Consider the following 22,566-nt stretch of genomic DNA (forward strand, 5'->3'; position numbering starts at 1 on the left):
CGCCCGGTTACATTCCGAACCCGGAAGCTAAGCCTTTCAGCGCCGATGGTACTGCAGGGGGGACCCTGTGGGAGAGTAGGACGCCGCCGAACAATTTTTAGCCTCAACCCCCGGACCTTGTCCGGGGGTTGAGGCATTTTTGCGTTCAAAATCGGACAGTCGACCCCTGTGTACTTGTCCGTCGTGGCTGAGGGTAAGGTCAGGGGGCATCATTGGCACGTTTCCCACAGGAGGCCCCCGGGTGGAGGTCCAGGAGACTCGAGTTCAGACGGACCGGGTCCTCACCATCCCCAACATCCTGAGCATGGCTCGCCTCGTCGGCGTGCCGCTCTTCCTGTGGTTGATTCTCCGGCCTGTGTTCGGCGGTCCGAACAGCGATGGCTGGGCCTTGCTCGTGCTGATGCTCAGCGGCGTCAGCGACTATCTCGACGGGAAGCTCGCCCGGCGCTGGAACCAGATCAGCAGCCTCGGCCGGCTCCTCGACCCTGCCGCCGATCGGCTCTACATCGTTTCCACCCTCGTCGGCCTGACCTGGCGCGAGATCCTGCCGCTCTGGCTGACACTCGCCCTTTTCGCCCGCGAGCTGATGTTGCTGGTGATGGTGGGAATCCTCCGCCGGCACGGCTATCCGCCGCCGCAGGTGAACTTCCTCGGGAAAGCTGCGACATTCAACTTGATGTACGCCTTCCCCTTGCTGCTGCTCAGTGACGGAACGGGCTGGCTTTCGTCACTCGCCGAAGTTTTCGGGTGGGCCTTCGCCGGATGGGGTACAACTCTCTATTGGTGGGCAGGGATCCTCTACGTGGTCCAGGTCCGTCGACTCGTCAAGGCGGATACCGCGGCCGATTGAGCCCGTCTGTCCTGTGCCGTGCAACGTCGCCGGCATGTACGAGGACGCCCGAGGGCCACTGAGCGGACAGGTGAAGTCGGCAGGACCGTCGTCTCTTCAAGGAGGACGCTTCCGACATGAAGGCCGTCGTGATGGCCGGTGGCGAAGGAACCCGACTTCGTCCCATGACCTCGAGCATGCCCAAGCCTCTTCTGCCGGTCGCCAACCGGCCGATCATGGAGCATGTCCTGCGACTGCTCAAGAGGCACGGTCTCACCGAGACCGTCGTCACCGTGCAGTTTCTCGCTTCGCTCGTCAGGAACTACTTCGGTGACGGCGAGGAGCTCGGTATGGAGCTCACGTACGCCAACGAGGAGAAACCGCTCGGCACAGCAGGAAGTGTGAAGAACGCCGAGGAGGCGCTGAAGGACGACGCCTTCCTCGTCATCTCGGGAGACGCACTCACCGACTTCGACCTCACCGATCTGATCGCCTTCCACAAGGCGAAAGGCGCCCTCGTCACCGTCTGTCTGACGCGTGTGCCGAATCCGCTGGAATTCGGCATCACCATCGTGGACGAGGAAGGAAAGGTCGAGCGTTTCCTCGAGAAGCCGACCTGGGGGCAGGTCTTCTCGGACACGGTGAACACGGGCATCTACGTGATGGAGCCCGAGGTCTTCGACTACGTCGAGGCCGACACGTCCGTCGACTGGTCGGGTGATGTCTTCCCGCAGCTCATGAAGGAAGGCAAGCCGATCTACGGCTATGTCGCCGAGGGCTACTGGGAGGACGTCGGCACCCACGAGAGCTACGTGAAGGCGCAGGCCGACGTGCTCGAAGGGAAGGTCCAGGTCGAGCTCGACGGTTTCGAGATCTCGCCCGGCGTGTGGGTCGCGGAAGGGGCGGAAGTCTCTCCCGAGGCCGTCCTGCGCGGGCCGCTGTACATCGGCGACTACGCGAAGGTCGAGGCGGGAGCCGAGATCCGCGAGCACACCGTCATCGGCTCGAACGTGGTCGTCAAGAGCGGCGCCTTCCTTCACAAGGCCGTCATCCACGACAACGTCTACATCGGGCAGCAGAGCAATCTGCGCGGCTGTGTGATCGGGAAGAACACCGATGTCATGCGGGCCGCCCGGATCGAGGACGGCGCCGTCATCGGGGACGAATGCCTGGTCGGTGAAGAATCGATCGTCCAGGGGAACGTCCGGGTCTATCCCTTCAAGACCATCGAGGCCGGCGCCTTCGTCAACACCTCCGTCATCTGGGAGTCCCGCGGACAGGCCCATCTCTTCGGGGCACGCGGGGTCTCCGGGATCCTGAACGTGGAGATCACGCCCGAGCTTGCCGTACGGCTCGCGGGTGCGTACGCCACGACGCTGAAGAAGGGCGCGACCGTCACCACCGCGCGTGACCACTCCAGGGGTGCCCGCGCCCTGAAGCGTGCGGTGATCTCGGCCCTCCAGGCCAGTGCCATCGACGTACGCGACCTGGAGAACGTGCCGCTGCCGGTGGCGCGGCAGCAGACCGCGCGGGGAAGCGCCGGCGGAATCATGCTGCGGACCTCGCCCGGTGTGCCGGACTCCGTGGACATCATGTTCTTCGACGAGCGGGGTGCGGACCTGTCGCAGGCCGGGCAGCGCAAGCTGGACCGGGTCTTCGCACGTCAGGAGTACAGGCGGGCGTTCCCGGGCGAGATCGGCGACCTCTCCTTCCCGGCGAGCGTCTTCGACTCGTACACCGGCTCGCTGCTGCGGAACGTCGACACCTCCGGGATCGCCGAGGCCGGTCTCAAGGTCGTCGTGGACGCCTCCAACGGCAGTGCGGGGCTCGTTCTGCCGAGCCTTCTCGGCCGGCTGCAGGTGGACTCGCTGGTGATCAACCCGGGACTCGACGAGTCGCGGCCCACGGAGTCGGCGGAGACCAGGCGGGCCGGGCTCGTACGGCTCGGGGAGATCGTCGCCTCCGCGCGCGCCGCGTTCGGGGTGCGCTTCGACCCCGTGGGCGAGCGGATTTCGCTCGTCGACGAGCGGGGCCGGATCATCGAGGACGACCGTTCGCTGCTGGTCATGCTCGACCTGGTGGCCGCCGAGCGGCGCTCGGGTCGGGTGGCGCTTCCGGTGACGACCACGAGGATCGCGGAGCAGGTCGCCGCGTACCACGGCACTCAGGTGGAGTGGACGACGACCTCACCGGACGATCTCACGAGGGTCGGCCGGGAGGAGTCCACGATCTTCGGCGGCGACGGTCGTGGCGGGTTCATCATTCCGGAGTTCAGCAGCGTCTTCGACGGCGCCGCCGCGTTCGTACGACTGATCGGGCTCGTGGCGCGGACGCAGCTCACGCTGAGCCAGATCGACGCCCGCATCCCGAGGGCGCATGTCCTGCGGCGGGACGTGGCGACGCCGTGGGCCGTGAAGGGGCTCGTGATGCGCCGGGTCGTGGAGGCGGCCGGCGACCGGTCGGTGGACACCACCGACGGGGTGCGGGTCGTCGAGGCGGACGGGCGCTGGGTGATGGTCCTGCCGGACCCGGCCGAGGCCGTCACCCATCTGTGGGCGGAGGGGCCCGACGACGCCTCTGCCCAGGCCCTGCTCGACGAGTGGTCGAACGTGGTCGACAGCGCAGGTCACTGACCGTTGGGACGGATGGGCCGGGAGGTGTCCGTGGGACGCCTCCCGGCTCTTCGGTGGGGCCATTCGGCGGTAGCACCCCCGACGTGCGACGATGTGCGGCATGTCGCAGCAGCACCCCGTTCGGAGCACCGGATCACCACCACCGCGTCCGGACGCGTCCATGTCGCTGCTGAACAACGTGATGGACCACGCGCTCGACGACGGCTACGCGGAGGCTTCGGCCCGGCGCGCGGCCGAGGGCGGCGGGCTGCCGCGTACGCTGCGGGCCAAGCTCGGTCTCGCGGCCGGCCTCGTGCTTGCCGCGGCCGTGGTGACCGTGGGCGCCGCAGAGGCGCGGATCTCCGCGCCGGTGGTCGCCAAGGAGCGGCAGGAGCTGATCGGCCGGATCGACGCGGAGACCTCCGCGGCCGACGCCCTGGAGCAGGACGTCGAGAAGATCCGCGCCGAGGTGGGGGAGCGGCAGCGCAAGGCGCTCGAGCAGCACGGCGGTGACCAGGCCGAGCTGGTGGCGCTGCTCTCTGGGGCGACTCCGGTGCACGGGCCCGGAGTGAAGCTCGTGGTCGACGACGCCAAGGACACCGACCAGGGTGGCGGGGGTCCGCGGGAGAGCAGCGGGTTCTCCGACACGGGCCGGGTCCGTGACCGTGACATGCAGCGGGTCGTCAACGGTCTGTGGGAGTCCGGCGCCGAGGCCGTCGCGATCAATGGCCAGCGGCTGACATCGCTGTCCGCGATCCGGGCCGCGGGCGACGCCATACTGGTCGACAACAAGCCGCTGGTGCCGCCGTACACGGTGCTCGCGGTGGGGGACGGGCAGCGGCTGAGCACCGCGTTCCAGGACAGCGCCGACGGCCAGTACCTGCACGCGCTGCAGGAGAACTTCGGGATCCGCACCAGCATCTCGGCCGAGACCGAGGTGCGTCTGCCGGCCGCGCCGAGCCTGATCGTACGTACAGCAGAGCCGAGGGGAGCCGGGGCGGCCAAGGCCACCGGACAGGCCACGGCCGACACAGGGAAGGGCACATCTTGATCGCCGTACTGGGCCTGATCGTGGGAGTGGTGGTCGGACTTTTGATCCGGCCCGAGGTTCCGGCGGTGGTCGAGCCCTATCTCCCGATCGCCGTGGTCGCCGCCCTCGACGCGGTCTTCGGCGGCCTCCGTGCCATGCTCGACGGAATCTTCGTCGACAAGGTCTTCGTGGTCTCCTTCCTGTCGAACGTGGTGGTGGCCGCGCTGATCGTCTTCCTCGGCGACAAGCTGGGTGTCGGCGCGCAGCTGTCGACCGGTGTCGTCGTCGTGCTCGGCATCCGGATCTTCTCCAACGCCGCCGCCATCCGGCGGCACGTGTTCCGGGCGTGACGCCGATGAGCAACGACGCGCACCCCGAGACCCCGCAGAACCCGGACGACGACAAGGCGACGCCGGCGACTCCCGCCACCCCCGAGCCGCAGTTGACCGGGCGGCAGCGGCTGGCCGCGGGGCTGTGGCCGCCGCGGGTGAGCCGAGCCCAGCTCATCGTCGCCCTGCTGCTGTTCGTCCTCGGCCTTGGTCTTGCCATCCAGGTCCGCTCCACCAGCGACAACAGCGCGCTGCGCGGTGCTCGTCAGGAGGACCTGGTCCGCATCCTCGACGAGCTCGACGACCGCACGCAGCGCCTGGAGGACGAGAAGACGCGTCTGGAGAACCAGCGCTCCGAGCTCGAGTCCAGTTCGGACCAGGCCGAGGAGGCCCGCAAGCAGACCCAGGAGAAGGAGCGGCAGCTCGGCATCCTGGCAGGCACGGTCGGTGCCGAAGGTCCTGGCATCACGCTGACCGTCGCGGGCGCCTCGGCGGCGGTGGAGTCGGACATGCTGCTCGACGCGATCCAGGAGCTGCGGGCCGCGGGCGCCGAGGCGATCCAGATCAACGACGTACGGGTGGTTGCGGACAGCTACTTCTCGGGTGCGGGCGGCGATATAGAGATCGATGGAACGAAGGTGGCCGCTCCGTACGTCTTCAAGGTCATCGGCAAGCCCGAGGATCTCGAGCCCGCGCTCAACATCCCCGGTGGAGTCATCCAGACACTGGAGAAGGAGCAGGCCACCGCGACCGTGGCCCGGTCCGAGAAGATCGTTGTGGATGCCTTGCGACCTGCGAAGCGGCCTGACTACGCTCAGTCGTCCTCGCAGTGAGGCGGGGGTGCATGGCGGTCGCGCGACAAGGGCAAGACGTTGCGGGGGGTCGCCGCATCACAAGCGTGGTGCGTGGTGGAAACTGTCCGGAGGATACGGACGTTGTGAGGATGTCCGGGTCGGCAGGTGTGTTCATTCAGGGTTCGTCCTGCCCCACGGGCGGGTCTGTTTCGGTCAAGGGGAATCGCCCGTGAGTTTTTTTGCGAAGTTGTTCGGCAAGAGCGCACGCGAGGACGGCGGCAACGCCAAGCACCGCGCGCCGCGCCACGCCCAGAGCGAGGAGCAGGGTGGCGAACGCCCGCTCTTCCGTGACGAGGTCGACGGCCAGGGCGCGTCGTCTGTTGACCCTGCCGGTGCCGGCCGCATAGGTTTCGGAGAGCCATCGACCTCAAGTACGGGTGGAGGGTTCACCCCCGATCCGTATGCGACCCAGACCTCCGCGGGTCAGCCGCGGCAGGAGGATGCGTCCATGCCGGTGTGTACGAGGTGCGGTCACCGCAACGCCGCGGACAGCCGTTTCTGCTCCCACTGCGGCACGCCGCTGCGGGGCGGGGCGCCCGTGGAGCGCGCGTCCGAGACGACGTCGACGATCTCGATCTCCGGCCTCGAGGCGTACGACGCCGAGGTCACCGGTCAGACCGCGATGCCGTCCCTGTCGCCCGAGGCCCTGGCGGCCGTCGAGGCGCTGCCGGCCGGATCGGCGCTGCTCGTCGTGCGCCGTGGCCCGAACTCGGGCAGCCGCTTCCTGCTGGACGGCGAGCTGACCACGGCCGGCCGTCACCCGCAGAGCGACATCTTCCTCGACGACTTCACCGTGTCGCGGCGCCATGTGGAGTTCCGGCGGGCGCAGGACGGCAGCTTCACGGTCGCCGATGTCGGCAGCCTCAACGGCACGTACGTCAACCGTGAGCCGATCGAATCGGTCGTTCTGTCCAACGGCGACGAGGTGCAGATCGGCAAGTACCGGCTGGTCTTCTACTCGAGCCAGCGGGGCGTGTGACGCCTCCGGGAAGCCTTCAGGGAAGGTCCATGCTGCGAACACCGACGGGCGGTGCCGGACACGGCACCGCCACCGCGGGCGACCGGCTGGTCAGCATCGGGACGGTGCTGAACCAACTGCGTGACGAGTTTCCCGAAGTGACCATTTCCAAGATCCGGTTCCTGGAGGCCGAGGGGCTCGTCGAGCCCCGGCGCACGGCCTCCGGTTACCGGAAGTTCAGCCCGCAGGACGTGGAGCGGCTCGCTCAGATCCTGCGGATGCAGCGGGACCACTATCTTCCGCTGAAGGTCATCCGGGAGCATCTCGACGCCCTTGCCCGGGGCGAGCAGATCAAGCTCCCGTCCCCCAGCCCGCAGCGGGATCTGCTCGACGGGGCCTGGGAATCGGAGAGTGACCGTCCGACCGCCGCGCGGGTGGGACGCGCCGAGCTGCTCGCCGCCGCCGAGGTGAGCGAGGAGGAGCTCGCCGAGTGGGAGTCGTACGGGCTCATCACCGCGGGAGCCGAGGGCGGCTACGACGCCGAGGCGGTCACCGTCGCCAGACTTGTCGCGGATCTGGGGAGATTCGGTCTGGAACCGCGGCACCTGAGGGCGGTCAAAGCGGCCGCCGATCGGGAGGCGGGGCTGATCGAGCAGATGGTCGCGCCGCTGCGCCGGCACCGTAATCCGCAGACCAGAGCCCATGCGGAGGCCACCGCGAAGGAGCTCGCCGGGCTCTCCGTACGGCTGCACGCGGCACTGGTCCAGACCGCTCTGGGGCTCAAGCTGCAGTGATCTTGTAGGGGCCCGACTACCCAAACCGGTCGGGCACGTCCTAGGGTTGCTGTGTGAACGAGCTCGACGTTGTGGGTGTCCGGGTGGAAATGCCCTCCAACCAGCCGATCGTGCTCCTGCGTGAAGTGGGAGGCGATCGGTACCTCCCCATCTGGATCGGACCGGGTGAGGCGACCGCGATCGCCTTCGCCCAGCAGGGGATGGCCCCTGCCAGGCCGCTGACGCACGACCTCTTCAAGGACGTCCTTGAAGCCGTGGGCCAGGAGCTCACCGAGGTCCGCATCACGGATCTCCGTGAAGGCGTCTTCTACGCGGAGCTGGTCTTCGCCAGCGGCGTCGAGGTGAGCGCCAGGCCGTCCGACGCGATAGCGCTGGCCCTGCGCACCGGGACGCCGATCTTCGGCAGTGACGGTGTGCTCGACGACGCCGGTATCGCGATTCCGGACGAGCAGGAGGACGAGGTGGAGAAGTTCCGCGAGTTCCTCGACCAGATCTCCCCGGAGGACTTCGGGTCCAGCAGCCAGTGAGGCGGGCCGGGTCCACCAGCCGGTGAGGCGGGCCGGCCGTGGTCCGGTCATTGGCTGTCGCGCGCCGGGTGCGGTCAGAGCATTCGAGTAGCCGTTCCCTGGAGAGGGACACGGGAAACCACTCTCTGGGTGATTATCACTCGGCGTGCCGAGTGTGGCGATCGTTGACGCACCCCGAGTGACTGCCTACCTTCGTGTGGGCAGGTCAAGGACGGAGGGTCGGCGTGATGAGCAGCGGCGACGGTACGGCAGGGGGCTCTCTCGGGCGTGCGCCCGGGGAGAACGGTCCGTATCCGCTACACGGCAGTGTGGGCGACTTCGGTACGGACACGAGTGCGGGCGAGGGTGTGGCGTCCGGTACGGACGTGGTGGGCTACCGCGGTCCGACGGCGTGTGCGGCGGCCGGGATCACCTACCGCCAATTGGACTACTGGGCGCGTACCGGCCTTGTCGAGCCGAGCGTGCGGCCCGCGTACGGATCCGGGACGCAGCGGCTGTACAGCTTCCGCGACGTCGTCGTTCTCAAGATCGTCAAGCGGTTCCTGGACACCGGGGTCGCGCTCCAGAACATCCGGGCCGCCGTGCAGCACCTGCGGGCCCGCGGCTTCCGTGACCTGGAGCGGATGACCCTGATGAGCGACGGGGCCACGGTGTACGAGTGCTCCTCGCCCGACGAGGTCGTCGACCTGCTCCAGGGCGGGCAGGGCGTCTTCGGGATCGCGGTGGGTGTCGTCTGGCGCGATGTGGAGGCGGCGCTCTCGCAGTTGCACGGGGAGCGCATCGATACCGGTGAGACGCTGATCGGCCACAATCCGGGCGACGAGCTCGCGCGGCGGCGGCGCGACCGGGCGGTCTGAGCGCGTCGGGCGGGGCCTGGGGCGTACTTGGGCGGGCTGAGCGTGTCGGGCGGCGTCTGGGGCGAGCCCGGGGGTCTGAGCATGTCGGGCGGCGACCGGGCGAACCCGGGCGATCTGAGCGTGTCGTACGTCAGTGCGAGTCGGTTGTCAGTGGCGTAGGGGAGCATCGGAGATGTGAGAGCCGCGCCGACGATCCTGCATCTGGACATGGATGCCTTCTTCGCCGCCGCCGAGCAGGCGGCGAAGCCGAGTCTGCGCGGAAAACCGGTGGTGGTCGGGGGATTGGGCCCGCGCGGGGTCGTCGCCACGGCCTCGTACGAGGCACGGCGCTTCGGGGTCCACTCCGCGATGCCGATGGCGCAGGCCCGGCGACTGGCGCCCAACGCCGCCTACCTCGTGCCGCGCTTCGGTTTCTACCGGGCGATCAGCGAGCAGGTCATGGAGCTCCTCGGGCGGCTGTCGCCGCTCGTGGAGCCGCTGAGCCTGGACGAGGCCTTCGTCGACCTGGAGGCCGGGGGTGTGGCCGACAACAGCGCGAGCGCGCGCGAGGCCGGTGAGCGGCTGCGCAGGGACATTCTCGCCACCACGGGGCTGACGGGGTCGGTGGGGCTCGCCGGGTCGAAGATGCTCGCGAAGATCGCCTCGGAGGAGGCCAAGCCGGACGGTCTGGTGCTCATAGAGCCGGGGACCGAGCGGGAGCTGCTGGGGCCGAAGTCGGTGCGGATCCTGCCGGGGGTCGGGCCGGCCACTGGGGAGCATCTGCGGCGGGCGGGGATGACGACGGTGTCGGACCTCGCGGAAGCGGGCGAGGACGAGCTTGTACGGCTCCTTGGGCGCGCGCACGGGGCCTCCCTGTACCGGATGGCCCAGGGGTACGACGATCGGCCCGTGGTGGCCGAGCGGGACGCGAAGTCGGTGTCGGTGGAGGACACCTTCGACGTGGACCTGCACGACCGGGTGCGGATCCGGATCGAGGTGGAGCGGCTCGCGGAGCGGTGCGTGGGCCGGTTGCGGGCGTCGGGTCACTCGGGGCGGACGATCGTCCTGAAGGTGCGGCGGTTCGACTTCTCGACGCTGACGCGTTCCGAGACGCTGCGGGGGCCGACGGACGACCCGGTGGTGGTGCGGGAAGCGGCGGGGCGGCTGCTCGAGGGGGTGGACACGACGGGCGGGGTCCGGCTGCTGGGCGTGGGGGTGAGCGGGCTCGCGGACTACACGCAGGAGGATCTGTTCGCGCAGGCGGAAGCGGCGGGGGCGGCGGAGCCGCCGGCGGGGGGTGTGGTGGAGGAGGCACCTCTGGATCAGGGGCCTGAGCCGGAGGCGCCGCACTTCGAGCGGCGGTGGTCGCCCGGGCACGACGTACGGCACGCCGTGTACGGGGCCGGGTGGGTGCAGGGGAGCGGGGTGGGGCGGGTCACCGTGCGCTTCGAGGAGCCGGGGTCTGCGCCGGGGCGGGTGCGGACGTTTCTCGTGGACGATCCGGAGCTGGAGGTCGGGGAGCCGCTGCCCTTGGTGGGGGGCGGGGCGGGTACGGCGGCGGTCGCGTAGTGGGGTGCGCCCGGCCTTCGGCCGGGCTTGTCGTTCCCACCCGCACCACCCGTGCAACTCGGATGAAGAGGTGCGGGCCTTCCCGTGGGTGGCTGGACGCCGTCGGCGGCCGTGGGATGCGTCCGTGCTGGCGGGCGCGGTGAAGTCGTCAGGCTTCTTCTTGGCCGGCCAGGCGGCCGAAGTCGTGGTCTGGGGGTGGTGGGGGTGGGAGGGCGATGTTGTAGTGGCGGTAGAGCTGGAGCTCTTGTTCCGGGGAGAGGTGGCGGCCCACGCCGAAGTCCGGGGCGTCCTTGATCAGGGACCGGTCGTACGGGATGTGGAGGCCGTCCCCCGCCAGTTCGCTCGGCTCGAGGGGGACGAAGGCGTCCCGGCTGAAGAGGCCCGTGCGGACCGCGGCCCACTCCGGTACCCCGGTCGCGTCGTCCAGGTACACCTCGTCCACGGTCCCGATCTTGTGTCCCTCGCGGTCGAACGCCTTGCGGCCGATCAGGCTGCGCGGATCGATGTCGGTCTGCACGGTCCCTCCAACTGGTCGCAACTGCTCTACAAAGACTACGAAAGTGCACATCTGGGATGTCGGCCACTTGAGCGATGGGACCGGGAACCTCGCTGGTAGGCTGGCTGTGGCTGTCGACCCTGTGCGGGAGAGTCCTCCGGAGAAACCTTTCGGAGGCGCCGAAGGAGCAAATCCTCCCCGGAATCTCTCAGGCCCCTGTACCGCACGGACGAGGTCACTCTGGAAAGCAGAGCGGAGGTCCGACGGCATCCGCTCTCACCGACGGTGAAAACCGGCGAGCCGTTTTGGCGTGCCGGTGAAGCTCTCAGGTTGAGATGACAGAGGGGGAGGCCGTCCGGGCACCCGCGCCGTGGTGTCCCTCGCAGGTCGTGACGACCAGGAGGCCTCCGTACATGACCGCCAACCGCACTCCGCTCTCCGAACTCGAACAGGGCATCCCGTTCGAGCAGCGGCACATCGGGCCCGACGCCGAAGCCCGGGCCAAGATGCTCGCGCAGGTCGGCTACGGCTCCCTCGACGAGCTCACGGCCGCCGCCGTGCCGGACGTGATCAAGAACGCCGAGGCGCTGGGCCTGCCCGCCGCCCGCACCGAGGCCGAGGTCCTCGCCGAGCTGCGTGAGCTCGCCGACCGCAACCAGGTCCTCGCCCCGATGATCGGCCTCGGGTACTACGGGACCTTCACCCCGCCGGTGATTCTTCGGAATGTCATGGAGAATCCGGCCTGGTACACCGCCTACACGCCCTACCAGCCCGAGATCTCTCAGGGCCGCCTCGAGGCGCTGCTCAACTTCCAGACCATGGTCGCCGACCTCACCGGTCTGCCCACCTCCGGCGCCTCGCTCCTCGACGAGGGCACCGCGGCCGCCGAGGCCATGGCGCTCTCCCGCCGGGTCGGCAAGGTCAAGAACGGTGTCTTCCTCATCGACGCCGACGCCCTGCCGCAGACCATCGCCGTCATCGAGACCCGCGCCGAGCCGACCGGCGTCGAGGTCGTCGTGGCGGATCTCAGCGAGGGCATTCCGGCAGAGATCGCCGAGCGCGGCGTGTTCGGCGTGCTCCTGCAGTACCCGGGTGCTTCCGGTGCCGTCCGTGACATCAAGCCGCTCATCGACGCGGCCCACGAGCTCGGTGCGATCGTCACCGTCGCCGCCGACCTGCTCGCGCTGACCCTGCTCACCTCGCCCGGTGCTCTCGGGGCCGACATCGCCGTCGGCACCACCCAGCGCTTCGGTGTGCCCATGGGCTTCGGCGGACCCCACGCCGGCTACATGGCCGTCCAGGACAAGCACGCCCGCTCGCTGCCCGGCCGCCTCGTCGGCGTCTCCGTCGACGCCGACGGCAACAGGGCGTACCGCCTGGCCCTGCAGACCCGTGAGCAGCACATCCGCCGCGAGAAGGCCACCAGCAACATCTGTACGGCTCAGGTGCTGCTCGCCGTCATGGCCGGCATGTACGCCGTCTACCACGGTCCCGACGGCCTGAAGCAGATCGCTCAGCGCGTCCACCGGTACGCCACCGTGCTCGCCGCCGGCCTCACCGCCGGTGGCGTCGAGGTCGTCCACGGCAGCTTCTTCGACACCCTCACCGTCCGCGTGCCCGGCAAGGCCGCCGAGGCCGTCGCCGCCGCCCGCGAGGCCGGTGTCAACCTGTACCTCGTCGACGCCGACCACGTGTCGATCTCCTGCGACGAGACCACCGGTCGCGCCCAGGTCGCCGCCGTCTGGGCCGCCTTCGGTGTCGACGCCGACATCGAGGCGCTGGACGCCGCCACGGAGGAAGCGCTGCCCGCCGGGCTGCTGCGCTCCGACGCGTACCTCACCCACCCGGTCTTCCACGCGCACCGCTCCGAGACGTCGATGCTGCGCTACCTGCGCAAGCTCGCCGACCGCGACTACGCGCTCGACCGCGGCATGATCCCGCTCGGCTCCTGCACCATGAAGCTGAACGCGACCACCGAGATGGAGCCGGTGACCTGGCCCGAGTTCGGCCAGATCCACCCCTTCGCCCCGGTCGAGCAGGCGCAGGGCTACCTCACGCTGATCACCGAGCTGGAGGAGCGCCTCGCCGAGGTCACCGGCTACGACAAGGTGTCGATCCAGCCCAACGCCGGTTCGCAGGGCGAGCTGGCCGGTCTGCTCGCCGTCCGCGCCTACCACCGCGCCAACGGCGACGAGCAGCGCACCGTCTGCCTCATCCCGTCCTCCGCGCACGGCACCAACGCCGCCTCCGCGGTCATGGCCGGGATGAAGGTCGTGGTCGTCAAGACCGCCGACGACGGCGAGGTCGACGTCGCGGACCTGCGCGCCAAGATCGAGCAGTACCGTGACGAGCTGTCCGTGCTGATGATCACGTACCCGTCCACGCACGGTGTGTTCGAGGAGCACGTCGCGGACATCTGCGCCGAGGTGCACGACGCCGGCGGTCAGGTGTACGTCGACGGCGCCAACCTCAACGCGCTGGTGGGGCTGGCCAAGCCGGGCAAGTTCGGCGGCGATGTGTCCCACCTGAACCTGCACAAGACCTTCTGCATTCCGCACGGCGGCGGCGGCCCCGGCGTCGGCCCGGTCGGTGTGCGCGCACACCTCGCGCCGTACCTGCCCAACCACCCGCTGCAGCCGTCCGCCGGTCCGGAGACGGGCGTCGGCCCGATCTCGGCGGCCCCGTGGGGCTCGGCCGGCATCCTGCCGATCTCGTGGTCGTACGTGCGTCTGATGGGGGGCGAGGGCCTCAAGCGCGCCACGCAGGTGGCCGTCCTCGCCGCGAACTACATCGCCAAGCGCCTGGAGCCGCACTACCCGGTGCTCTACACCGGTCCGGCCGGTCTGGTCGCCCACGAGTGCATCGTCGACCTGCGTCCGCTGTCCAAGGCGACCGGCGTCAGCGTCGACGACATCGCCAAGCGCCTGATCGACTACGGCTTCCACGCGCCGACGATGTCGTTCCCGGTGGCCGGCACGCTGATGATCGAGCCGACCGAGTCCGAGGACCTGACCGAGCTCGACCGCTTCTGCGACACGATGATCGCGATCCGCGGCGAGATCGAGAAGGTCGCATCGGGTGTGTGGCCGGCGGACGACAACCCGCTGCACAACGCCCCGCACACGGCGGCCGCGCTGGGCGGCGAGTGGAACCACGCGTACACCCGTGACGAGGCGGTCTTCCCGGCCGGTGTCTCGGCCGCGGACAAGTACTGGCCGCCGGTCCGCCGGATCGACGGTGCGTTCGGCGACCGCAACCTGGTCTGCTCCTGCCCGCCGATGGACGAGTACGACAACTGAGCGTGAGCGCGAGCATGAGCTGATCGCCCTCGGCAACAGGGCATGAGTCAGGGCCGGTTCGGAGACTTCTCCGGGCCGGCCCTTGGCGTGTTCCCTCGTACGGTGTGGTGCCCGACGGTGCCCGGTCGTCAGGCGGCAGTCGTCACCCGGCCCGTCGTCAGCGGGCGGTGCGGGGCGATGATCTTTCCGTCCGGCAGCAGTTCACCGGTGTCCTCGAAGAGCAGGACGCCGTTGCACAGCAGGCTCCAGCCCTGCTCCGGGTGGTGCGCCATCATTCGGGCCGCCTCCCGGTCGGCGGAGTCGGCGGTGGGACAGGCGGGCTGGTGCTGGCACATGGGTGGGTTCTTTCGCTGCGTCGTGGTGTCTGTCGTCCTGCGGCTCGATGCGGTGCTCATGGCCGCCCCCCGTTTGTCGGTTCGGTTGGTCCAGTGTTCCCCCACGGACGTCGATCCGCAGGTATTTCACGGCAGCTCTTCCTACTGCATGAAGACGTATCACCCGCGCGGGCGGTTCAGCTCAACTGGGCGGTCTCTTCGGGTGGTTCGGGGTAGCCCTGGTGGGCTAGTCCGTACGGGGCGGGGTGTTCGACGGCGGCGTTCGGACAGAAAGGCGCCCCGCGGCCCGGTGCTGGAGGCGGGCCGCGGGGCGTGCGCGCTACGGGTGCGGTGGTTCAGGCCGGCGCCGGAGTGCCGAACAGCGGCGGCGGCGCGAGGCGCAGGGTGAGGACGGGCATCAGGTCGGCGACGCGGTGCGGACGGTGGGCGGCGATGCCCGGCGGCGCCGGGGCGAGCGGGACGAGGAGATCGGCCGGTGCGGGCGAATCCGATGCCCCGTCGGCCTCCGTGTCGCCGTGGAGCCACAGCGTCAGCATGTAGAGCTCCGGTACGGAGAGCAGGCGCGGCTGGTACGTCATGGGCAGCGCCTCGGCCTGGAGCAGGGCGCGTTCGGTGGCGGTGATGTACGGACCCTCGAAGAAGTGCGAGAAGGACCAGCCGTCGGGCGTGAGCATGGTGTCGGCGGCGGCGACGGCCCGGTCGGTGCCCCGGATCAGGAACCGCCAGCCGGTGAGCCGGGTGCGCGGAGCCTGCCCGGACGGGACGAGTTGGTCCCGCACGTCGAGGACGTGGACGGGCAGGGGCAGTTCGGGGCTCAGCGGCCCCTGGGCGGACCGGAGGGCGGGGGTTCGTGCCTCGCGGACGGCGGTGGGGGAACCGAGGGCCGCGAGGACACTGCGCAGGGCCGGCGCAGGGGCCGGGGAGGGTCGGAGCATGGTGGGTCGCCTCTCGCTCAGGAGACACGGTGATGCGTGGGCAGGTACGACGGCGCTGTGGGCTGCCGGGCCGGAGGGGCCATGAAGCCATGGCCGGGCGCCAACACTCTGCCTCGTTCACGGAGTTTATACGAGACGTGTTCACGCGGTGTTTCCGGTAGCCGTCGCCGATATTGCGAGCAAGGCGTCATCCGGCCTTGTTCCGGGGGAGATTCGCAACATTTGCGGTGAGGGCGCTTCGTCTGCCTGCGACTTCGTCGCCGCTGCGGACGGCCGAATATCGACCCCATGCTTTCCACGATTATGGCAACGGAATATGTCCTTTGCCATGTGCCCCGGGGGTGTGCCGGGCGATTGCTCAATCCAGCCTAGCGTTCGGTGGGGTCGGTCCGCAGGCGTTATGGATCAATCGGCTGGGCATCATCGTCCGTGACGCGCGCGGCCGTCGCCGTGGCCGCCCAATCGGGGAGGGACGCTTCCATGGGGGAGAAGGTCGTGGCAGACGGGTTCGACCTGTCCGATCGGCAGAGATACCGCAGGAAGCTCCAGCAGTGCCTGGCGGGGCTCGCGAGGCTCCTGGCGGAGAAGAGGTTCGACCGTCCGCAGAATCTGATGGGCCTGGAGATCGAACTCAATCTCGCGGGCGCGGACGGCTTGCCCCGGATGGTGAATGGCGAGGTCCTCGAGCGCATCGCGAGTTCGGATTTCCAGACGGAACTCGGCATGTTCAATCTCGAAGTGAACATCGCTCCGCACCGGCTCGGCGGCCGCGTTTTCGACCGGCTCGCGGAAGAGCTGAGGACCGGTCTGGGATATGCCGACCGCAAGGCCCGCGAAGTCGACGCCGGCGTCGTCATGATCGGAATTCTGCCGACGCTCGCGCAGCGTGATCTCGTCTTCGAGAATCTCTCGGCCGTGGACCGGTACACCCTGCTCAACGACCAGATCGTCGCCGCCCGGGGCGAGGACTTCACCCTCGACATCCAAGGCGTGGAGCGGCTCACCTGCACGTCCACGTCGATTGTGCCCGAGGCGGCCTGCACCTCCGTGCAGCTGCACCTCCAGGTCACCCCGGGCCGGTTCGCCGCGGTGTGGAACGCGGCCCAGGCGGTGGCAGCCGTCCAGATAGCCGTGGGCGCCAACTCGCCGTTCCTCTTCGGACGGGAGCTCTGGCGCGAGTCCCGCCCGCCGCTCTTCCAGCAGGCCACGGACACCAGGCCGCCCGAGCTCCAGGCGCAGGGGGTGCGGCCGCGCACCTGGTTCGGGGAGCGGTGGGTGGATTCGGCGTACGACCTCTTCGAGGAGAACCTGCGGTACTTCCCCCCGCTGCTGCCGATCTGCGACGAGGAGGACCCGCTCCTCGTCCTCGATCAGGGCGGGGTGCCGCGCCTGCAGGAGCTCGTCCTGCACAACGGGACGGTCTACCGCTGGAACCGGCCCGTCTACGGCTGGGTGGACGGGGTCCCGCATCTGCGGGTGGAGAACCGGGTGTTGCCGGCCGGACCCACGGTCACCGACGTCGTCGCCAACGCGGCCTTCTACTACGGGCTGGTGCGGGCGCTCGCCGAGGAGGCCCGGCCCGTGTGGAAGAGGCTGCCGTTCGAGGACGCCGCCGCGAACTTCGACGCCGCCTGTCGCCACGGGATCGAGGCCGAGCTGCGCTGGCCGCGGCCGGGGCGCTCCGGCGGGGTGGCGACGGTGTCCGCGGTACGTCTCGTCCTCGACGAGCTGCTGCCGCTGGCCGCGGCGGGGCTCGACGCCTGGCACGTCGAGCCGGCCGACCGGGACTTCTATCTCGGTGTGATCGAGGAGCGCTGTCGGGGCCGGGTCAACGGCGCCTCCTGGCAGGCCGAGACCTTCCGCCGGGCACGGGAGTCCGGCCTCGACCGTGAGGCCGCCCTGGCGGCCACGACCCGTCGGTACGCCGAGCTGATGCACGGCGGCGAACCGGTGCACCGGTGGCCGGTGGGGATCGAGTAGACGTCCCCGCGGCCCCGGAATGGCGCCCGGCAGGGCCCGTCACGCATGATCTCCGTACCCGGAACGCGATGGGGAAGTGGAGACAGGTGTGGTGTCGGAGCAACGAGTGGTCGCCGATTCTCTTCCCCCCGACGGCCTGCCGCGCAGGGTCCTGCGGTCCGAGACGCTGATCGTCCTGGCGCTCTCGCTCGGTGCGAGCGCGCTCTCGTCCCTCATCAGCTTCGTCGGTTCGCTGACCAAGCCGGGCGGGCTGAAGGAACAGGCGGCGATGCTCAACAGCTCGTACGCCCCCGGGCGGCCGTGGCTCGATCTGGCCTGGCAGCTCTTCGGCATCGCTACGGCGCTCGTACCGGTCGCCCTAGTCGCCCATCTCCTGATGCGCGAGGGATCGGGGCTGCGGGCGATCGGCTTCGACCGGACCCGACCCTGGCCGGACCTCGGGCGGGGCGCGCTGGTGGCCGCCGCGATCGGGAGCGCCGGGCTCGCGTTCTACCTGGGGGCACGGGCGGCCGGCTTCAATCTGACCGTGGTGCCCGAGTCGCTGCCGGACGTGTGGTGGAAGTACCCCGTCCTGATTCTTTCGGCGGTGCAGAACTCCGTACTGGAGGAGGTCATCGTCGTCGGCTATCTGCTGCGCCGGCTCGGGCAGTTGGGCTGGTCACCGATGGCAGCGCTGGTCGCGAGTTCGGTGTTGCGCGGTTCGTACCACCTCTATCAGGGCGTCGGCGGGTTCGTCGGGAACATGGTCATGGGCGTCGTCTTCGTGTGGCTGTACCGCCGCTGGGGGCGGGTCGGGCCGCTGGTCGTGGCGCACGCGCTGCTCGACATCGTCGCATTCGTCGGATACGGGCTGCTGGCCGGGAAGGTGGACTGGCTGCCGACCGCGTAGGCGAAGGAGCGACGCGTAGGGGACGGAAAGCCTGAAGGGGCGTACGGCGATGGCCGTACGCCCCTTCGTCATGTGCGGGGTCAGGCGCGCAGTTCGCCGTCGATGACGGTGACGGCGTGGCCGGTCAGCAGGGTGCGGTCGCCGCGCAGCCGGGTACGGACGACGCCGGTGCGGGCGCCGCCCTGGAAGCCGGTCAGGTCGTCGCGGCCGAAGCGCGCGGACCAGAGCGGGGCGAGCGCGGTGTGGGCGCTGCCGGTGACCGGGTCCTCGTCGATGCCGAGGCCGGGGAAGAAGCCGCGGGAGACGAAGTCGTAGCCGCGCTCGGGCTGTTCGGCGGCCGCGGTCACGATGACACCCCGGTCGGAGAGGTGCGCCAGGGCCGCGAAGTCCGGCTCCAGGGAGCGGACGGTCGCCTCGTCGCGCAGCTCGACGACGAGATCGCCGACCGCGGTGTCGTGGACGGACACGGCCTCCGCGCCCAGCGCCTTCGCCAGGCCGTCCGGGGCCGGCACGGCCGTGAGCTCGGAGGTCGGGAAGTCCATCGTGATGGTGCCGTCCTCCTCGGCGGTGGCACCGAGGATGCCGCAGCGGGCGGCGAACCGGACGGTCCCGGTCGCGGCGCCGGTGGTGTGCAGGACGTGGGCGGTGGCGAGCGTGGCGTGGCCGCACATGTCGACCTCGGTGGTCGGTGTGAACCAGCGCAGGGCCCAGTCGGCCTCGCCGCCCGGCGGCAGCGGGTGGGCGAAGGCGGTCTCGGAGAGGTTGACCTCGGCGGCCACCTTCTGGAGCCAGTGGTCGTCGGGGAAGGAGTCGAGGAGGAGGACCCCTGCCGGATTGCCGGAGAAGGGGCGGTCGGTGAAGGCGTCGACGATTCGGATCCGCATGGCACGGACCGTACCGGGGTGGAAAACCCGCAGGCCAAGGCCAATCCGGGATGGCTGGACCGCTTGAGTGTTGGCAAACGAAGTATTCCGATATATCGTTGAGGCATCGCGACAGTTCAACGATGTATACCCGATGGAAGGAGCGTTGCGATGCGTTCACATGGACACGAACACGGACATGGTCACGGACACTGCGGACCCGGCCCTCGCGGTGACTTCGAGGGGCGGCGTGCCGCCTTCGGTCAGTTCGGGCCGGGCTTCGGCGGTGGACCGTGGGGCGGAGGCCCCTTCGGCGGCCGTGGTCGCGGAGGCGGCCGGGGCAGGGCGCGGCGCGGAGACGTGCGCGCCTCGATCCTGGCGCTGCTGAAGGACCGCCCGATGCACGGTTACGAGATGATCCAGGAGATCGGCGAGCGCAGTGGCGGGGCATGGAAGCCAAGCCCCGGCTCCGTCTACCCGACGCTTCAGCTCCTCGAGGACGAGGGTCTGATCGCCAGTGCGAGCGAGGGCGGCAAGAAGCTGTTCACGCTCACCGACGCCGGCCGCACCGAGGCCGAGTCGGGGCCGGAGGCCCCCTGGGAGGAGGCCGGGCGCGGCGTCGACTGGGAGGCCGTGAACGAGATCCGGCAGGCCGGCTTCGGTCTGATGGAGGCGTTCGGGCAGGTCTGGAAGACCGGCAGTACCGAGCAGCGGCAGAAGGCCGTCGCCGTCATCAACGAGGCCCGCAAGAAGCTGTACCTGATCCTGGCCGACGAGCACTGAGCCGTCGGACAGCTGGAGGGGCCCCGCGGCGCTGCGCCGCGGGGCCCCTCGGTGTGTGTGTCAGTGGGGCGATCGGTCGGTCGTCGGGTCGGCCGGTGGGTCAGGTGACCAGGCCGGCCAGCTTCCGCAGGGACTCGTTCAGTGCCGCGGTGGCCGAATCCTTCAGCTTGCCCGCCATCAAGGAGACCGCCGCGCCCGTGAACTCGCCGTCGATCCGGACCGTGGTGGCGTCCCCTTCGGCCGCGAGCGAGTAGCGCGTGCCGACGTTGACCCCCATAGGGCCCTTGCCCCGGATGGCCAGCACCCGGGTGGTCTCCAGCTCCTCGACCGTCCAGGTCACCTCGGCGGGGAAGCCCATCAGCTTCATGTTCTCCGCGAAGGTGGCGCCCGTCTCCAGCGTGGCCGGACCGCCGTTCGGGAAGTTGGTGTGGGTGGCGTTCCACTCGCCGTACGAGGTGAAGTCCGTCAGCTGCGCCCAGACCTTCTCGGCCGGCGCCTCGATCCGTGCCTCCGCGCTGACTTCGGCCATACGACCACCCCTTCGCGGGTTCGCGTGTTCTCGTCGGTCTTCGGTGTCGACGGAACGTAGCCGGGCGGCCGTCAACATTCAATACTGATGAACCGTCAGTTCTTCGACTTCGCCGATCCACCACATCTGTGCGGAGTCGAACCAGTCGGAGGCCCGCGGCCCTCCGCCCTCGTCGTGGCAGTGGAACGCGGCCCAGAAGAGATCGGCAGGCAGCGCTTCCCGCGGTGCGTACACGCGGTAGACGTACTGCCGCCCGTCGAGTGCGAGCAGGGCGACCATCCAGAACATACTCAAAGGACGAAACGGGAGGGCGCCGTGGTTGCATTCGGGGCGCAAAGCAAGGCGGCGCGCGCCCCCCGAGGGAGAACGCCCGAAATCTCCTCCGTAGGGAGGAGGCACCGTGCACCGGTGCCCAACTCCGGTGGGATGCGGACATGCTTCTCGCCGGGGATGTTCCGGCCGCCCGAGGCTGATGAGGTGGGAGGGTGCATAGTCCTGTCCCTCGCGTGCCCCGGCAGCCCGTGGCCCGCCGCCCGGAAATCCAACTCGGCCGCCTCACCGCCGAACTCGCGACGGTCGTGGCGAGCGCGCGCCGCAGAGCCCTGCGCGACGGGGACCGGCAGATCGACACCGCTCATCTGCTCCACTCCCTCATCGAATCCGATCCCGAGGTCGGCACCGCCTTCGAGGGCCGACCGCAGCTCGCGCGCGTGCTCGGCTACCTGGTCCAGCGCTCCATCGGCTACGGCCTGCGCTGGCAGGGATCCGTCGAGGACTCCGGCACCCTGGGCGTCGTACGCGAGGCCGACCCGGCGGCGGACGGCTGGTCGCCCGCCGCGGCCGCCGCGATGGGCCGCGCCTGGGAGCGGGCAGCGCTGCGCGGCGATCCCCGCGCGCGTGGCCTCGATCTGCTGGCCGTGATCGCGGCGGATCCGGAGTGCCGGGCGGTCGAGGTGCTCGGCCGGGCAGGGGTCGATCCGGGGGTGCTGGCCGACCGTATCGGGGAGCTGTCTCAACAGGTGTAACGGGGGTTACGCACCTGACGCGGTGCTGTCAGAATGGCCCGATGCACGCGTCTCAGGGGAGAAGCGCCGGCCTGGGACTAGCCCTGGCCTCGGCCTTCGCATTCGGTGGTTCAGGTGTGGCGGCGAAGCCGCTCATCGAGGCGGGACTCGACCCGCTTCATGTGGTGTGGCTCCGGGTGGCCGGCGCCGCCCTCGTCATGCTGCCGGTGGCCTGGCGCCATCGCGACCTGCTGCGTCGCAGGCCGGCGCTCCTCGTCGGCTTCGGACTGCTCGCCGTCGCGGGCGTCCAGGCCTGCTATTTCGCCTCGATCTCGCGGATCCCCGTCGGCGTCGCGCTGCTCATCGAGTACCTCGCCCCCGCCCTCGTCCTCGGCTGGGTCCGGTTCGTCCAGCGACGACCGGTCACCCGCGCCGCGGCGCTCGGCGTCGTCCTCGCCGCCGGTGGTCTGGCGTGCGTGGTCCAGGTCTGGTCGGAGCTCAGCTTCGACCTGCTCGGCCTGCTGCTCGCGCTCGGCGCAGCCTGCTGCCAGGTCGGCTACTTCGTCCTCTCCGACCACGGCGGCGACGAGTCCGACCCGGTCGACCCGCTGGGCGTCATCGCGTACGGACTGCTGATCGGCGCGCTCGTACTGACCGTCGTCGCCCGGCCGTGGGGGATGGAGTGGTCCGTGCTCGGAGGCGAGGCGGACATGAACGGTACGGGCGTGGCCGCGTGGCTGCTCCTGGGGTGGATCGTGCTGATCGCCACGGTCCTCGCCTACATCACCGGCATCGTGTCGGTGCGCAGGCTCTCGCCGCAGGTGGCCGGTGTCGTCGCCTGCCTGGAGGCCGTGATCGCGACCGTGCTGGCCTGGGTGCTGCTCGGCGAGCACCTGGCGGCGCCGCAGATCATCGGCGGCGTGATCGTCCTCGTCGGCGCGTTCATCGCCCAGTCGTCGACGCCGAAGGCGGCGTCGACGGAACCGGTGGCGGGGTCAGAGTCGGGGGCGGAGTCCGGGGGCGGGGCGGAGTCCGGGGCTGGAGCCGCGCCGAGCGCCCGCGAGAGCGAGTTGTCGGCGGGCAAGACCGCTCCCTAGGGGGACGGCGAACATCGC

At 69.8% G+C, this 22,566-nt stretch carries 22 protein-coding genes, 1 rRNA gene and 1 riboswitch; of the genes, 17 read left to right on the forward strand and 6 right to left on the reverse strand.

The annotated features are described in order from the left end of the window. From rrf to ACFV9D_RS35555, 11 genes are all read left to right on the forward strand, one after another. Positions 1–92 (forward strand): 5S ribosomal RNA (gene rrf / locus ACFV9D_RS35505); the annotation flags it as partial. Positions 93–241: 149 nt separating this feature from the next. Beyond that, positions 242–850 (forward strand): CDP-alcohol phosphatidyltransferase family protein, encoded by a 609-nt coding sequence (locus tag ACFV9D_RS35510; protein ID WP_385155940.1) that lies wholly within the window; start codon positions 242–244, stop codon positions 848–850. A 116-nt stretch (positions 851–966) separates the two neighbouring features. Further along, entirely contained in the window at positions 967–3,462 is a 2,496-nt protein-coding gene (locus ACFV9D_RS35515) for a sugar phosphate nucleotidyltransferase (RefSeq protein ID WP_385155943.1), read from the forward strand. Between the two features lie 100 nt (positions 3,463–3,562). Continuing rightward, positions 3,563–4,492, forward strand: a complete 930-nt coding sequence (locus ACFV9D_RS35520; protein WP_385155946.1) for a DUF881 domain-containing protein — start codon at positions 3,563–3,565, stop codon at positions 4,490–4,492. Continuing rightward, positions 4,489–4,821 carry a small basic family protein gene (locus ACFV9D_RS35525; protein ID WP_385155949.1) on the forward strand — a complete coding sequence of 111 codons (333 nt, stop codon included), beginning with the start codon at positions 4,489–4,491 and terminating at the stop codon, positions 4,819–4,821. The genes ACFV9D_RS35520 and ACFV9D_RS35525 overlap by 4 nt, the downstream gene beginning before the upstream one ends. 5 nt (positions 4,822–4,826) lie before the next feature. After that, positions 4,827–5,633, forward strand: a complete 807-nt coding sequence (locus ACFV9D_RS35530) for a DUF881 domain-containing protein (protein WP_385155952.1) — start codon at positions 4,827–4,829, stop codon at positions 5,631–5,633. Positions 5,634–5,715: 82 nt separating this feature from the next. Continuing rightward, complete coding sequence (locus tag ACFV9D_RS35535; RefSeq protein ID WP_385156084.1) at positions 5,716–6,633, forward strand: FHA domain-containing protein; 918 nt, start codon at positions 5,716–5,718, stop codon at positions 6,631–6,633. A 29-nt stretch (positions 6,634–6,662) separates the two neighbouring features. Next, complete coding sequence (locus ACFV9D_RS35540; RefSeq protein ID WP_385155955.1) at positions 6,663–7,406, forward strand: MerR family transcriptional regulator; 744 nt, start codon at positions 6,663–6,665, stop codon at positions 7,404–7,406. A gap of 53 nt (positions 7,407–7,459) precedes the next feature. After that, entirely contained in the window at positions 7,460–7,933 is a 474-nt protein-coding gene (locus ACFV9D_RS35545) for a bifunctional nuclease family protein (RefSeq protein WP_158985224.1), read from the forward strand. Between the two features lie 227 nt (positions 7,934–8,160). Beyond that, positions 8,161–8,790, forward strand: a complete 630-nt coding sequence (locus tag ACFV9D_RS35550) for a MerR family transcriptional regulator (RefSeq protein ID WP_385155958.1) — start codon at positions 8,161–8,163, stop codon at positions 8,788–8,790. A gap of 174 nt (positions 8,791–8,964) precedes the next feature. Continuing rightward, positions 8,965–10,338 carry a DNA polymerase IV gene (locus ACFV9D_RS35555; protein ID WP_385155962.1) on the forward strand — a complete coding sequence of 458 codons (1,374 nt, stop codon included), beginning with the start codon at positions 8,965–8,967 and terminating at the stop codon, positions 10,336–10,338. 148 nt (positions 10,339–10,486) lie between these two features. On the opposite strand, the gene ACFV9D_RS35560 is transcribed toward ACFV9D_RS35555, so the two are convergent. Further along, positions 10,487–10,855 carry a PRC-barrel domain-containing protein gene (locus tag ACFV9D_RS35560; RefSeq protein WP_385155965.1) on the reverse strand — a complete coding sequence of 123 codons (369 nt, stop codon included), beginning with the start codon at positions 10,853–10,855 and terminating at the stop codon, positions 10,487–10,489. A 114-nt stretch (positions 10,856–10,969) separates the two neighbouring features. After that, positions 10,970–11,068, forward strand: a riboswitch (glycine riboswitch). A 179-nt stretch (positions 11,069–11,247) separates the two neighbouring features. Between ACFV9D_RS35560 and gcvP the strand changes: the two genes are divergently transcribed. Beyond that, entirely contained in the window at positions 11,248–14,133 is a 2,886-nt protein-coding gene (gcvP, locus tag ACFV9D_RS35565) for an aminomethyl-transferring glycine dehydrogenase (RefSeq protein WP_385155968.1), read from the forward strand. Between the two features lie 128 nt (positions 14,134–14,261). Here gcvP and ACFV9D_RS35570 read toward each other — a convergent pair whose 3' ends face one another. Continuing rightward, positions 14,262–14,468 (reverse strand): DUF5999 family protein, encoded by a 207-nt coding sequence (locus tag ACFV9D_RS35570; protein ID WP_385155971.1) that lies wholly within the window; start codon positions 14,466–14,468, stop codon positions 14,262–14,264. 335 nt (positions 14,469–14,803) lie between these two features. Then, entirely contained in the window at positions 14,804–15,403 is a 600-nt protein-coding gene (locus ACFV9D_RS35575) for a hypothetical protein (RefSeq protein WP_385155974.1), read from the reverse strand. A 480-nt stretch (positions 15,404–15,883) separates the two neighbouring features. Here ACFV9D_RS35575 and ACFV9D_RS35580 point away from each other — a divergent pair, with 480 nt between their 5' ends. Beyond that, on the forward strand, positions 15,884–17,383 hold the full coding sequence (locus ACFV9D_RS35580) for a glutamate-cysteine ligase family protein (RefSeq protein WP_385155977.1): 1,500 nt from the start codon (positions 15,884–15,886) through the stop codon (positions 17,381–17,383). Between the two features lie 91 nt (positions 17,384–17,474). Beyond that, positions 17,475–18,272 (forward strand): CPBP family intramembrane glutamic endopeptidase, encoded by a 798-nt coding sequence (locus tag ACFV9D_RS35585; RefSeq protein WP_385155980.1) that lies wholly within the window; start codon positions 17,475–17,477, stop codon positions 18,270–18,272. 80 nt (positions 18,273–18,352) lie between these two features. On the opposite strand, the gene ACFV9D_RS35590 is transcribed toward ACFV9D_RS35585, so the two are convergent. Further along, complete coding sequence (locus ACFV9D_RS35590) at positions 18,353–19,156, reverse strand: PhzF family phenazine biosynthesis protein (RefSeq protein WP_385155984.1); 804 nt, start codon at positions 19,154–19,156, stop codon at positions 18,353–18,355. A 150-nt stretch (positions 19,157–19,306) separates the two neighbouring features. Between ACFV9D_RS35590 and ACFV9D_RS35595 the strand changes: the two genes are divergently transcribed. Continuing rightward, positions 19,307–19,918, forward strand: coding sequence for a PadR family transcriptional regulator (locus ACFV9D_RS35595; RefSeq protein WP_385155987.1), 612 nt, complete (start codon positions 19,307–19,309; stop codon positions 19,916–19,918). Between the two features lie 100 nt (positions 19,919–20,018). On the opposite strand, the gene ACFV9D_RS35600 is transcribed toward ACFV9D_RS35595, so the two are convergent. Both ACFV9D_RS35600 and ACFV9D_RS35605 read right to left on the reverse strand, forming a co-directional pair. Next, on the reverse strand, positions 20,019–20,447 hold the full coding sequence (locus ACFV9D_RS35600; protein WP_385155990.1) for an SRPBCC family protein: 429 nt from the start codon (positions 20,445–20,447) through the stop codon (positions 20,019–20,021). A 78-nt stretch (positions 20,448–20,525) separates the two neighbouring features. Continuing rightward, positions 20,526–20,735: a hypothetical protein gene (locus ACFV9D_RS35605; protein WP_385155993.1), complete on the reverse strand. Its 210-nt coding sequence runs from the start codon at positions 20,733–20,735 to the stop codon at positions 20,526–20,528. Between the two features lie 218 nt (positions 20,736–20,953). Here ACFV9D_RS35605 and ACFV9D_RS35610 point away from each other — a divergent pair, with 218 nt between their 5' ends. Both ACFV9D_RS35610 and ACFV9D_RS35615 read left to right on the forward strand, forming a co-directional pair. Continuing rightward, entirely contained in the window at positions 20,954–21,472 is a 519-nt protein-coding gene (locus ACFV9D_RS35610) for a Clp protease N-terminal domain-containing protein (protein ID WP_385155996.1), read from the forward strand. A gap of 41 nt (positions 21,473–21,513) precedes the next feature. Beyond that, positions 21,514–22,548: a DMT family transporter gene (locus ACFV9D_RS35615; protein WP_385155999.1), complete on the forward strand. Its 1,035-nt coding sequence runs from the start codon at positions 21,514–21,516 to the stop codon at positions 22,546–22,548. Positions 22,549–22,566: the final 18 nt, after the last annotated feature.

The organism is Streptomyces sp. NPDC059875 (assembly GCF_042731085.1).
GTDB lineage: Bacteria > Actinomycetota > Actinomycetes > Streptomycetales > Streptomycetaceae > Streptomyces.